13 protein-coding genes are annotated in these 12,823 nt (G+C 63.0%); 2 read left to right on the plus strand and 11 right to left on the minus strand.

Annotated features, from left to right (window positions below; genetic code table 11):
* Nucleotides 1–151: 151 nt before the first annotated feature.
* From cheT to EFD56_RS19275, 10 genes are all read right to left on the minus strand, one after another.
* Nucleotides 152–541, minus strand: coding sequence for a chemotaxis protein CheT (gene cheT, locus EFD56_RS19230; RefSeq protein WP_012482668.1), 390 nt, complete (start codon nucleotides 539–541; stop codon nucleotides 152–154).
* A 16-nt stretch (nucleotides 542–557) separates the two neighbouring features.
* Nucleotides 558–1,112 (minus strand): chemoreceptor glutamine deamidase CheD, encoded by a 555-nt coding sequence (gene cheD, locus EFD56_RS19235; protein WP_012482667.1) that lies wholly within the window; start codon nucleotides 1,110–1,112, stop codon nucleotides 558–560.
* Entirely contained in the window at nucleotides 1,109–1,498 is a 390-nt protein-coding gene (locus EFD56_RS19240; RefSeq protein ID WP_004672258.1) for a response regulator, read from the minus strand. The genes cheD and EFD56_RS19240 overlap by 4 nt, the downstream gene beginning before the upstream one ends.
* Nucleotides 1,498–2,541: a protein-glutamate O-methylesterase CheB gene (gene cheB / locus EFD56_RS19245; RefSeq protein ID WP_004672257.1), complete on the minus strand. Its 1,044-nt coding sequence runs from the start codon at nucleotides 2,539–2,541 to the stop codon at nucleotides 1,498–1,500. The genes EFD56_RS19240 and cheB overlap by 1 nt, the downstream gene beginning before the upstream one ends.
* Nucleotides 2,538–3,446, minus strand: coding sequence for a protein-glutamate O-methyltransferase CheR (gene cheR, locus EFD56_RS19250; RefSeq protein ID WP_037114465.1), 909 nt, complete (start codon nucleotides 3,444–3,446; stop codon nucleotides 2,538–2,540). Before cheR ends, cheB begins: the two co-directional genes overlap by 4 nt.
* A complete protein-coding gene (locus tag EFD56_RS19255; protein WP_012482665.1) occupies nucleotides 3,443–3,910 on the minus strand; it encodes a chemotaxis protein CheW in 468 nt (155 codons plus the stop codon). The genes cheR and EFD56_RS19255 overlap by 4 nt, the downstream gene beginning before the upstream one ends.
* Nucleotides 3,911–3,914: 4 nt before the next feature.
* The gene (locus EFD56_RS19260; RefSeq protein WP_126905981.1) at nucleotides 3,915–6,203 is read right to left on the minus strand and encodes a chemotaxis protein CheA; all 2,289 of its coding nucleotides are present in this window, start codon (nucleotides 6,201–6,203) and stop codon (nucleotides 3,915–3,917) included.
* Between the two features lie 17 nt (nucleotides 6,204–6,220).
* A complete protein-coding gene (gene cheY1 / locus EFD56_RS19265) occupies nucleotides 6,221–6,586 on the minus strand; it encodes a chemotaxis response regulator CheY1 (RefSeq protein ID WP_003570362.1) in 366 nt (121 codons plus the stop codon).
* Nucleotides 6,583–6,879 (minus strand): STAS domain-containing protein, encoded by a 297-nt coding sequence (locus EFD56_RS19270; RefSeq protein ID WP_126905982.1) that lies wholly within the window; start codon nucleotides 6,877–6,879, stop codon nucleotides 6,583–6,585. Before EFD56_RS19270 ends, cheY1 begins: the two co-directional genes overlap by 4 nt.
* A 63-nt stretch (nucleotides 6,880–6,942) precedes the next feature.
* Nucleotides 6,943–8,577 (minus strand): globin-coupled sensor protein, encoded by a 1,635-nt coding sequence (locus EFD56_RS19275; RefSeq protein ID WP_126905983.1) that lies wholly within the window; start codon nucleotides 8,575–8,577, stop codon nucleotides 6,943–6,945.
* A gap of 623 nt (nucleotides 8,578–9,200) precedes the next feature.
* On the opposite strand from EFD56_RS19275, the gene EFD56_RS19280 reads away from it, so the two are divergent.
* A complete protein-coding gene (locus tag EFD56_RS19280; protein ID WP_126905984.1) occupies nucleotides 9,201–10,622 on the plus strand; it encodes an ArnT family glycosyltransferase in 1,422 nt (473 codons plus the stop codon).
* 9 nt (nucleotides 10,623–10,631) lie between these two features.
* On the opposite strand, the gene EFD56_RS19285 is transcribed toward EFD56_RS19280, so the two are convergent.
* Nucleotides 10,632–10,892, minus strand: a complete 261-nt coding sequence (locus EFD56_RS19285; protein WP_004674688.1) for a helix-turn-helix transcriptional regulator — start codon at nucleotides 10,890–10,892, stop codon at nucleotides 10,632–10,634.
* A gap of 77 nt (nucleotides 10,893–10,969) precedes the next feature.
* Here EFD56_RS19285 and ybaL point away from each other — a divergent pair, with 77 nt between their 5' ends.
* A complete protein-coding gene (gene ybaL / locus EFD56_RS19290) occupies nucleotides 10,970–12,793 on the plus strand; it encodes a YbaL family putative K(+) efflux transporter (RefSeq protein ID WP_126905985.1) in 1,824 nt (607 codons plus the stop codon).
* Nucleotides 12,794–12,823: the final 30 nt, after the last annotated feature.

Consider the following 12,823-nt stretch of genomic DNA (forward strand, 5'->3'; position numbering starts at 1 on the left):
CTGACGAATAATCGGCGAAACTTGTGCGAGCGTTTCGTGGAGCGCGCGCGGGACCGATAGGCCGACGCCTGCCATGCAGCGATTTTGCGAGAGCGACCCCGGTGAAACCAAGGCCCAAGGCGGGAGAAGCGAAGCCGAAGGATAGCGTGCGTCAGAAGAAATCGAAGTCGCCGGCCGCCTTGCTCAGCGGCTGAGAATGGCCATGGCGGGTGGCGCCGCCCAGTGCCTTCTGCATTTCCGCCAGCTTGACGAGGCTGAGCGCAGTTGCGACGTCGACGGTCCAGCCGAGCGGGATTTCGCCGGTGATCGTGTCGATGAATTCAGCAAGGCCGCGCGATTTCTGCACCGCCAGATCGATGCCCTGCATGACCTTCATGGCGTCAGGCGAATTCAGAACTTCGGCGCCGCCGAGCTCGAGAAGCTGCGGCTCGATGCGCTCGATCAGGTAGGCGACATCGTGCAGTTCGGACACGATGCGCATCAGGATGTCGCTCAGCGCTTCGACAGGCTCGGGCGGCTCCATCACCGGGTTAAATGTCATATCAAAATCCTTGCCATCAAAAAAATTCGATACTGGTTTCGACGGGCTTCTGCGGAGCGGCGGGACGCTGCTCGAGAGCGACGGTTCTCTGGGTTTCGGCGCCGGTCAACGGATATTGCCGGGCACGGCCGGAGACCGGCCAATATTCGAGTTTGCGCCCATGCTCTCCACCGGTCGAGGAGCCGACCACCGGAATGCCTTCATCCCTCAGGAACTGCATGGCGAAGGCCGCGTTCTGCTCACCGACGTTGGAGAAGGTCGAGATCGTCTTGGCGCCGCCGAAGATCTTTGCCTCCAACCGGTCGCGCCGGGCGCCCTGCTTCAGGAGACCGTTGATCAGCAATTCCATGAGATGCACGCCGTAGCGCGTGGCATCCCCGCCTGATGTCGGCGACGTCGCCGAACCTGGCAGCAGAAAGTGGTTCATGCCGCCGATGCCGGCGACAGGGTCTCTGAGGCACGCAGCCACGCACGAGCCGAGAATGGTCGAGAGCACCGCATTCGGATCGCTCAGAACCTTATACTCGCCTTGAATGATGTGCACGCGGCGGGCTGCCCCCTCAGTGATCATTTCAAGGCTCCAAACACGGCTTCGATGGCCGCTTTCATCTTCTCGATCGTGAACGGCTTGGCGAGCACGTTGTTGGCGCCGAGCTGGGCTGCCTTCTGCACCAGCGCGCGATCGCCCTGGGCGGTCAAGATGATGAAGGCCGCTTTCTTGGTGTTCGGGTTGGTGCGCACGGCCTGAAGGAAACCGATGCCATCCATCTTCGGCATGTTGAAATCCGAGATCACCAGATGATGCGGCTGCTCGGTCATGATCTTCATGCCCTGCTCGCCGTCGCCCGCCGACGTGATCTGCTTGAAACCGAGCTGTGTCAGCGCGTCGCTGAGCAGCAACCGGCTCGTTACCTGATCATCGACGATCAGAACTTTGATTTTCTCCGCGATCGACATTATTCGGTCCCTTCCTTTCGGGCGGCTGTCATTTTCAATATTTCCTCACCGATGGCAGACAGTGGCAGCTGCTGCTCAACGGCGCCAAGTTCGTGCGCAACCCTTGGCATTCCGTAAACGACACAGGTTTTTTCGTTCTGGCCGAGGGTTCTGGCCCCGGCGTGACGCATTTTCAGCAATCCGGCGGCGCCATCACGGCCCATTCCGGTCAGGATCACACCAACAGCGTTGCGGCCGGCCAGTTCCGCAACCGAATCAAAGAGCACATCCACCGAGGGGCGGTGACCATTGACCGGCGGGCGGTCGACAAGGCGGCAGCACGGCGCCGAAGCGCCGGTGACCTGGAGATGACGTTCGCCTCCGGGCGCCAGATAGATCTTGCCGATTTCGAGACGGGCGCCGTCGGTCGCTTCCTGCACCACCGGCGCGCAGAGCCGGTTCAACCGTTCGGCAAAGCTCTTGGTGAAGGTCGGCGGCATGTGCTGGGTAATCACAGTTGGCGGACAATTGGCCGGGAATTTCTGGAGGACGGCAATCAGCGCTTCGACGCCGCCCGTCGACGAGCCGATCGCGACGATCTTGCGGCCGACGCGGAAATCGGCGACGGAAGGCGGCGGCGTGGCGGCCACCACCGGCTGGGAAAACTGGCGCTGGGTGCGGGCGGCGGCCTTGACCTTCTCGGCGAGGTCGCCGAAGGGCCTGGGTTCGCCCGGTCCCGGCTTGCCGACGCAGTCGAATGCGCCGATCTCAAGGGCTGCCAGCGTCGCCTCGGCGCCGCGATGGGTCATCGTCGACACCATGATGACCGGCATCGGACGCAGCGTCATGATCTTTTCGAGAAAATCGAGGCCGTTCATATTCGGCATCTCGATGTCGAGCGTCACGACGTCGGGGTTCAGGCGCTTGATCGCCTCGCGCGCCTCCAGCGCGTCACCGGCCTGGCCGATGACATTGACCTCAGGGTCCGAACTCAGAACGGCCGTGATCAGGCCGCGCATCGTCGGCGAGTCGTCAACGACGAGAACCCGTGCCGGCGCGCTCATGCCTTCCTCCCGAGACCCTTGGTCGTGTAGCGATAGGTCGTGATGCCGATATTGTCGAAGACGTGCTTCGCCTCGCCGGACACGCGCTCGGAATGACCGATATAGAGATGGCCGCCCTCCGGCAGCAGGCCGGCGAAACGCTGCCAGATCTTCATCTGCGTCGGCTCGTCGAAATAGATGACGACGTTGCGACAGAAGATGACGTCGAACTTGCCCTTGAAGGGCCACTGCGCCATCAGGTTCAGCTCATTGTAGGTGATCAGCCGCTTGACCCGGTCGTCGACCTGGAACTTCCTGCGGCCCTGCACCTCGATTTCGCTGAACCATTGCTTGCGCATGGCGGGCGACACGGTTTCGAGCGCGCTCTCGTCATAGGCGCCGGCCCGGGCGATCGCCAGGATTTTCGGATCGATGTCGGTTGCTAGGATCTTGAAGTCGTAATCGGCGACATTCGGCATCAGCGACAGCACGGTGAGCGCGATCGAATAAGGTTCCTGCCCGTCAGAGGAAGCGGCCGACCAGATACGCACCCTGCCGCCGGCTCTCGCCCGCTGCAGAAGCTCCGGCAGCACATGATCGCGCAGATGCTCGAAATGATGATTTTCGCGGAAGAAGCGGGTGAAATTGGTCGTCAGATGCGACAGCATTTCGCGGCGCGGTGCGGCACCCGCCGGGGACGCGACGAGTTCGCAATATTCCCGGAAGCCGGAAAGGCCGAGATTGCGGATATGTTTCGACAGACGCGAATAGACGAGCGAAGCCTTCGTCTCGTTGAGGAAGATGCCGGCATCCGAGTAGATCATGGCGGCGATTTCCGTGAGGTCGCGGCGGGTCAGCGGATATTCTCCGCTCGCCAGCACCTCGTCGGCTCCCAGCCTCTGATCCTTTGCACCCATTGCACTCATGCGGCTTCGCTTTCGGTCTCGGAAAAGAGGGCTTCAAGTTCGATCAGGCAGATCATGCGCTTGTCGATGGCAAGAATGCCTCGGGCAAACTGGCGCTCGAGGTCGGAGGAGATTTCCGGCGTCGGCTGAATGATCTCGTCAGTCACCGTCAGAATGTCGGAGACGGCATCGACCAGGAGGCCGACGACCTTGCGACGGACCTGGGCGACGATGATGACATGACGAGCGGTCGGATCGGCCGGCTTCATGCCGAGGCGGGCGGCGAGATCGATGATCGGCAGCACCGCGCCGCGCAGGTTGATGACGCCAAGCATATAGGCAGGCGAGTGCGGCATCGCGGTCGCCGGGGTCCAGCCCCGGATTTCGCGAACCGACATGATGTTCACGCAAAATTCCTGATCGCCGATGCGGAACGCGATCAACTCGCGGTCCCCTTCGTTCAGACTTTTTACGGAATACGACATTGCCTTACCCTACCGCTGCCAACGACATTTCCGCTTTGAGCGACTGGCCGCGCGAAGCGCCGACAACCGCGTCGACATCCAGGATGAGAGCCACGCGGCCGTCGCCTAGGATGGTGGCGGCGGCAATGCCCGGCACGTGTGTGTAGTTGGCTTCCAGGCTCTTGATGACCACCTGACGCTGTCCCTGGATGGCATCGACCATCAGGGCGCGCTGGCCGCCGCCTTCGGATTCGACCAGAAGCGCCACACCCTCGACCGGATTGGCCTGGGTCGCGCGGAAATTCAGGATGCGGCCGACGTCGACCAGCGGGCAGAAAGAGTTGCGGATCGAAATCAGCCGGTGGTTGGAGCCGAAGGAATGGATCGCAGAGGCTTCCGGCTGCAGCGTTTCGACGATCGCGGTCAGCGGCACGACCAGCGTCTGGCCGGCGACGGTGACCACCATCCCGTCGAGGACGGCGAGCGTCAGCGGCAGGCTCATGGTGAAGACCGAGCCGTGGCCGGGCTTGGAGGTGATGTTGATGCGGCCGCCGAGCGCCTGGATCGAACGCTTGACGACGTCCATGCCGACGCCGCGGCCCGAGATGTCGGAGATCTTGTCGGCGGTCGAGAAGCCCGGCAGGAAGATCAGGTTGTCGATTTCCTCGTCCGACAGGTTGGCGTCGGCCGGGATGAGGTCATTGTCGATCGCCTTCTGGCGCACCTTCTCGCGGTTGATGCCGGCGCCGTCGTCGGCAAGCTCGATCAGGATGCGGCCCGAACGATGCTTGGCGGTGAGGCGGACGGTGCCTTCGGTGTTCTTGCCGGCGGCTGCGCGCTTTTCCGGCGTTTCGATGCCGTGGTCGACGGCATTGCGGATCATGTGGGTCAGCGGCTCGGCCAGCTTGTCGATGACCGTCTTGTCGACTTCGGTGTTCTCACCTTCGGTGATCAGGCGGATCGACTTGCCGGTCATGTCGGCGATTTCGCGGACGATACGTGACATGCGCTGAAAGACCGGCTTCACCGGCTGCGCGCGGATCGCCATCACCGAGTCCTGGATCTCGCGGGTGAGCTGCTGCAGCTCTTCGAGGCCCATGTTGATCGAGGAGGTGCCGGTCGTGTCGTTCTCGATGACGCTCTGCGACAGCATTGCCTGGTTGATGACCAGTTCGCCGACGAGGTTGATGAGGCGATCGACACGGTCAAGATCGACGCGGATCGTCTGGCCGGCACCGGCGGCATTGTTCTGGGCGGCGGCATTTGCTGCAGCCGCTGCTGCGGCGGCTGCCGATTCCTTCTTTTCGACGCGGGCGGCGGCTGCGGCCATTTGCGTGACGTTGGATGCGGTTTCGGCGGCGGCAACGGCCGCAGCCGTCTCGGCGGCGGCAGCGCCGGAAACGTCTTCGGCTGCGCCGGTTTCGTCCAGGATCGACAGGTCGAAGGGAACCGGCACCATCGGCAGTTCCTCATTGGCGCCTGTGTTGCCTGCCGCTTCGTCGACCGGCTTTATCGTCAGGTCGCAATCCCATTCGGCGAATTCGAAGACGGTGCGGATGGCGTCCTCGCCCTTGTCCGTCTTGATCGTGACGTTCCAGAAGAAATAGGCGCCTTCCGGATCGAGCTCCTCGAGGCCGGGCAGCTCGTCCATGTTGCAATAGATGGTCATCTCGCCGAGGCGGGAGAGGTCGCGCAGCAGCAGGGTGGCGTCGTTGCCCTTGGAATAGAGCTCGAAGCGCGGTTTGAACGTGACTTCATAAGCCGGCAGGTCGGAGCCCGCTTCGTCGCCGCCGAAATCGTCGAAGGAGAAGGGGATCGGCTGGAAACCGCTATCGTCGGTCGGCTTGGGAGTGGGCGCGGCAGCAGCCGGCGCGGGTTTTGCGGCGGCCTTCGGCGCAGGCGCCTCTGCGGCGGCCGACGGAGACGGCAATTCGCCATTGGCCAGCGCTTCCAACTCCTTGACGAGGCCGCGGCTGCGGCTCTCATCGACGCTGCCGCCGTCGCGCGCGGCATTGGTCAGGTCGGCGAGCACGTCGGCCGACTTCAGCATCACCTTCAGGACGTCCTGGGTCGGCTCGAGCTTGTTGGAACGAACGCAATCGAGAGTGGTCTCGAACACATGGGCGAAGGCAACCAGATCATCAAGGCCGAAGGCGCCGGCGCCCCCCTTGATCGAATGCACGGCACGGAACACCGCATTGACGGTTTCCGGATCGCGATCGCCATCGTTCATTTTCAGAAGACCGGATTCCAGCTCGGCGAGCTGTTCCTCGCACTCCTGGAAAAAGATCTCTTTGATTTCGTTCATATCCATAGGAGCAAATCCTGGGTTTAAGCGGTTACACGCTCAATTGCATCGATCAGCTTGGCCGGGTCGAAAGGCTTGACAATCCAGCCGGTGGCGCCGGCCTGGCGGGCGCGGTTCTTCTTTTCCGCGTCGCTCTCGGTCGTCAGGACCAGGATCGGGATCGCCCGATATTTCTCGTTGCGGCGGACACCTTCGATGAAGCCGAAACCGTCGAGGCGCGGCATGTTGATGTCGGTCACGATGACATCAGGATTGGACTCTTCGAGAACCTCGAGACCCTCGACGCCGTCTTCCGCCTGGATCGTCTCGAAGCCGGCATTGTTCAGCGTCACGAGCAGCATGTTTCGGATGGTGCGTGAATCATCCACGGTCAGTACTTTTTTCTTCATTGCCGAATCTCCTTGGCAAGCAGGTGGTCAATATTGACGCCAACCAGCTGCATGGTTTTTTGAAATGCGTCGGACACCTGGGAGAAGGTGAACGGCTGCTTGTCCTGCGCCCAGGTTTTCTCGGCGGACATCAGGACCTGTGCGCAAAGAGCACCGATCCGCTCAACGCCGGATGCGTCGATCGAAAGACCGCTGCCCCTCAACGAAAGGAGTTTTTCACGCAAGGCGGAAGCCTCGTTGAGGTCGAGCACCGCTGTCAAATTCAGCGTCTTGCCACTCTTCTTTGCTACCATCAGCTTGTCCTTGTCCCCTTGTCCCCGGCCCGAAAAGATGAGCTGAGGCGATAATCCGATAGGTTAGTAAACATTCCGCCCACCTCCGACGCTTGCGAACGACCGGGGAAGGCCAAAATCGTCATTTTCATATTCGCCCTCGACCGCAGCGGCGCGGGCAGCGGCATCGATGGGACGCGACGGCGTCACGCGGACCGGCGCCGACCGGCCGGCATGGGCATTTTCGCGCGCGATGCGGAATTCGCGAACCGTCCGGCCGAGTTCGACAATGACCGTGTGGAGATCGTCGGCACCATCAGCCGAGCGCTGCGCAAAGCCGGCGCTATCGGCCACTTCGACGCCCAGGCCCTTCACCTCGGCGGTGACGCCGTCGAGGCTTGCGGCATGTTCACCGGTCTTCGTGGCGATGCCTGCAATGGCGGCATTGATGTCGGTGACCTGGCGCACGATGCTGCCGATCGAATCCTGCGTGCGGCCGACCATCTGCACGCCGGCATCGACCTGCGCCTTGGTGGTGGTCACCAGCGTCTTGATCTCGCGGGCGGCCTCGGCCGAGCGCTGGGCCAGCGCCCGGACTTCCTGGGCGACCACGGCAAAACCGCGGCCGGAATCACCGGCACGCGCCGCCTCGATGCCGGCATTCAGCGCCAGAAGATTGGTCTGGAAGGCGATCTCGTCGATCGCGCCGATGATCTGCCCGATCTTTTCTGCCGACTGCTCGATATCGGCCATGGCGCTGATCGCGCGGCCGACGACCTCGCCGCTTTCCTCGACGGCGGCGCGCGTCGAGGCGGCCGCCTGTTCGGCGGCGCGGCTGTCAGCGGCGCCGTCACGCACGCTGCCGGCAATGCCGGCAAGGGTAGCGGCGGAAAGCTGCAGCCGGTCGGCCTGGCCGGACGCCGTGCCGGCGAATTGCCGCGACAGGTCCGCAAGCGACGCCGTTGCCGCTTCCGCTTTGACGGTGCGCCCGGTGATGTCGGCGAATTCGGCCTGGAGACCATCCAAGGCGCCGTTCAGCGCAGCGGCGATCCCGGCATAGGCGCCGTCGACGTCGACAGGAGCGCGCCGCGTCAGATCGCGGGCGGACAGGCCTTCAATGACATCGCCGAAGATCCTGACGATCTCGGCCTCATGATCGGCGCGCTGATCGGCAAGCGCGCGGTTCTGGGCGGCGCGCAGCGCATTGAAGCGGAGCGACACGGCGATTTCCACATCGACCATGACAATGCGGATAATCGCCGTCATCAACTCGGAGATTTCGCGGGTGCGGCGCTTGGCCGACGGCAGCAGCGGCCGGCCGGCGATCTCCCCGGCGAGGCCGGAAAGGACGTGCTCCAGCATGACGCCGTGACCGGCCACGTGCCAGCGCGGGTCGAGACCCATCTTGTTTTCGGTATCGGAGAGAACCTTGACACGCTCGGCATAGAGGCTGTCGAAGCGGGCATCTGTCAGCACGTCCCAATGCGAGGACTGAAGATCATGCAGGCGTTCGACCTGGCGCTCGCTCTCGAAATTGCGCGAGGCATCGGGGAATGACTGGAAGCGGTGGAAAAGGTCACGCAGCCCGGCCTTCAGATGCGCTTCGAGGGCCGGCCGGTTGCGGCGCACCAGTTCGCACTGGTCGGCATCGAGACCGGCAAAGCGCAGGCGGTCGCGCAAGCTGCCTGCCTGCGCTCCACGAGCCTGATCTGATGGCATGTCCTGCCTCAACGCCTGTCCCCGACCCACTGTCCAGGCGGATGCCTGGTTAAAAACTTTCGCAGCATCCGCTGAACGCCAAGCGTGGAGACGGTCCTCTCCACCGGCAACAACCGGCGGATCGAGCCCCCTGATCAGCTATGTTTCGGAGCTGTCTGAAGAGATGGATACCGGATCAACCGGTACGGCGGGACGGCGTCATGCCTGGTGGGAACGAGTGCATCTTCCCATTCCGACGTGTAAACCAATGTTTATGGTTAATTCCTTGCCTGAAGGTTAATAAGCCATTCCACCGTGCCTGCTTTTGAAGCAATTCAGGCCTGTTGGCATGAAATACTGCTGCGCAGTTGCACGTCTGCTACAAGGCACACGCAAGCTCCGTGTTATAGGCCAGTCGACAACCAAGACATGACGTCGACAAGGACAGAGCAATGATTGTTCTCGGATTGGGTTCCTGCTTGATCGCAATGGGCGTGCTCGCAGCTATCGCCCGGCTCGATTTTCTCGCGGCAAACCGCGACATCCGCATGCTTCGGGTGTTCTAAGTCCCTTCCCCGTTGGCAGTCCGGCGCCTTTGGTGTAATCGCACTCGCGCCTTTCATGTCAGCGGAACACTCAAGTTCATGTCCCCCAGATCTGGTCTTCTCATCGTTCTCGGCTTCACGCTCTGGCGCGTCGTCACGCTCTATTTCGATGCGACGGACCTTTTCGTCGACGAGGCGCAGTACTGGTTCTGGTCGCAGAATCTCGATCTCGGCTATTACTCCAAGCCGCCGATGATCGCCTGGGTGATCCGGACGATGACCGAGTTTTCCGGCTCAAATGCCATCTACTGGATCAGGCTCTGCGGACCGCTGATCCACATGGCGGCAGCACTGGTGTTGATGAAGGTTGCCAAACGTTTCGTCGGGCCGGAGATCGAGGGCTGGACGGGCGCCACCTATATCACCCTGCCAGGGGTGGCGCTTTCCTCGGTGTTCTTCTCGACCGACGTCATCCTGCTGTTCTTCATCGCCATTGCCCTGCTTGCCTATTTCGGCCTGACCCAGCGGCGCTCGGTCGGGCTGGCGCTCCTCATGGGCCTCGGGGTCGGCCTCGCCTTCCTGACGAAATATGCCGTGCTGTTCGTCGTTCCGGGCGGCGCACTCGCGCTCCTTCTCATTCCGGCGGCGCGCATCGCCATCCGGGATTTCGTCATCGCCGTCGCGGTCGCGGCGGTCGTTGCCCTGCCGAACCTCTGGTGGAACCTCAGGCACGACAATACGACGGTGCGCCATACGCAGGACATCGCCCATTGGAGCGACCTCGGCATCAATCTCCGCCGCGGGCTTGAATTCTTCGCCGCACAATTCGGCGTCGTCGGGCCGATCATCTTCTTCGCGATCCTCTGGGCGGTCTACCGCATGATCAAGGGCCGGAGCGACGACCGTGAGAAGATGCTGGTCTGGCTGTCGATGCCGGTGGTGGCGCTTATCACCCTGCAGGCGACGGTCGCCAAGGCCTATGCCAACTGGGCCGTGACCGCCTATGTGGCGGGGACGATCCTCGCTGTCTGGCTGCTCTATCGGCTGTGGCCGAAAGGCCTCAGGTTGTCGCTCACCATCAACGGCGTCGCAAGCCTGCTGTTTCCGCTGGCGACGATCTTTCCGCAGCAGGTGCTGCTGCCGAACGGCGACGAATTGATGAAGCGCTATCTCGGCCGCGCCGACGTCAGCCGCGAGGCCGCGGCGCTCGCCGATCAGGCCGGCACCAACATCATCGTCACCAACAACCGCGACATGGTCGCCGATCTTTTCTATACGCTGCGCGACGCCTCCTACCGGATCTATGCGCGGGCGCCGGCAGGCCTTCCGGAGAGCTATTACGAGCAGGAATTCGCCCTGCCCGCCGAGACGACCGGCAAGGTGCTTTTCCTCACGGACGGCCCCCTCGCCTGCGCGACCGAGACGCCCGAGATGCTGAAGAACTGGCAGCCGGCCGCGGGCTACTACAAGAGCAAGACGCTCTACATCTACAAAGTCTCGGCCAGCTGCCTGGCGCCCTAAGTCCGGGTTTTAACCCGGCCGATCGGGCAGGCAGAGGCCGGTGCCCGCGCCTTCGATTTCGACAAACCTGACGCCGCCCTGTTCGAAGGCGAGGCGCAATTGCGCCTCCGTGGCCCGGTGGATGTCGTGGTGGCGTCCCTCGTAATCGCGGATGGTGCTGCGCGACACTGCGGCCCTGTCGGCCAGGTCGGCCTGAGTCCAGTCGAGCAGGCCGCGCGCGGCGCGGCAGAGAGCGGGCGTGAGAATTGTCGCCCTTGCGCCTTGACCCATGATTCCAAGTCACCCATATTGGTCGATATAGACCATATATGTCATAATAAGCAGGATTTCCAGATCGGGAGACGGTAATGCCACACGACACGCCCTTGATCTCGACAATCGTCGGCGGCCTCGTGCTGGCTTTCATCTTCGGCGCGCTTGCCCATCGGCTGCGCATGCCGCCGCTCATCGGCTATCTCATCGCCGGCGTACTGGTTGGGCCGCATACGCCGGGTTACGTGGCTGATCAGAGCCTGGCCCCGGAGCTTGCCGAAATCGGCGTTATCCTGCTGATGTTCGGGGTCGGACTGCATTTCTCGCTAAAAGACCTGATGTCGGTGCGGGGCATCGCGCTGCCGGGCGCGATCGCGCAGATCGCCTTCGCGACGCTGCTCGGCTGGGGGCTTGGCGCCCTCATGGGGTGGCCGACCGGCGGCAGCCTGGTGTTCGGCCTGGCGCTTTCGGTCGCCTCCACCGTCGTGCTGCTGAAGGCGCTGCAGGAGCGGCGCCTCGTCGAGACGGAGCGCGGCCGCATCGCCGTCGGCTGGCTGATCGTCGAAGACCTCGCCATGGTGCTGGCCCTGGTGCTGATCCCGGCGGCGGCCGGCATCGGCGGCGAAGGTCACGCTCCCGCCGAGCCGCTCTCGGCCGGACTGAACCGCCTGTTCGACCTCGATCTCGGCATCGGCGGCATGATCGCCACGACACTGGTGAAGGTGGCGCTGTTCGTGGCGCTGATGCTGGTCTTCGGCCGCAAGCTCATTCCCTGGACGATGCATCGCATCGCCCATACCGGCTCACGCGAGCTCTTCCGGCTTGGCGTGCTCGCCATCGCACTCGGCGTCGCCTTCGGCGCGGCCAAGCTCTTCGGCGTGTCGCTGGCGCTCGGCGCCTTCTTTGCCGGCATGGTGCTGGCCGAAAGCGAGCTCAGCCATCGCGCCGCCCAGGAAAGCCTGCCGCTGCGCGATGCCTTCGCCGTGCTCTTCTTCGTCTCGGTCGGCATGCTGTTCGATCCGAAGATCCTGATCGACAGGCCGCTGCCGATCCTCGCCACTATCTTCATCATCGTCATCGGCAAATCCGTCGCCGCCCTGCTGATCGTGCTCGCCTTCAAGAAGCCGCTCGCCACGGCGCTGACGATTTCGGCGAGCCTCGGCCAGATCGGCGAATTCTCCTTCATCCTCGCCGCCCTTGGCGTCGACCTCGGGCTGTTGCCGGAGGAAGGCCGCGACCTGATCCTGGCCGGCGCCATCATCTCGATCATCCTCAACCCGCTGCTGTTCTTCCTGTGCGACCGCCTGCGCCCGTTGCTCGAGGGCACAAGGCGTGAGGAGAGCACGGCCGAGCCCGCTGTTGCGCCCGCCGAGGAAACGGCGCCGTCTGAGGATGACGAGGTGCATCCGAGCGGCCTCCACGGCCATGCCATTGTCGTCGGTTACGGGCGGGTCGGCAAAATCGTCGGGCAGAACCTGAAATCGGCGGGCACGCCCTTCCTCGTCATCGAGGATTCCGACAAGCGCGTCGGCGAGCTGAAAGCGCAGGGCATCGAAGCCTTCCTGGGCAATGCGGCGGCGACGGAGACGCTCAATCTTGCCAATCTGCCGGCGGCGCGCAGCATTGCGATCGCCATCCCGAACGCCTTCGAGGCCTGCCGCATCGCCGAGCAAGCGCGCAGCGCCAATCCATCCATTCTCATCGTCGCCCGCGCCCATTCCGACGCCGAAGTCGAGGCGCTGAAGCAATATGGCGCCGACACCGTCATCATGGGCGAACGCGAAATCGCGCTGGGTATGGTTGACCGGCTCGCTCAAGTGCATCATGAGAGTGTGGCCTATGAAGACAGTGCCTATGAAGACAGTCATGGGCCTGATACAATTATCGCGACGGACCACCCTCCGCCGGAAAGAGAATGAAAGATTGGCGTGCTTTTGAGCCGATACGGG

Origin of the sequence: Rhizobium phaseoli (assembly GCF_003985125.1) — a bacterium.
GTDB classification, from domain to species: Bacteria; Pseudomonadota; Alphaproteobacteria; order Rhizobiales; family Rhizobiaceae; genus Rhizobium; species Rhizobium phaseoli.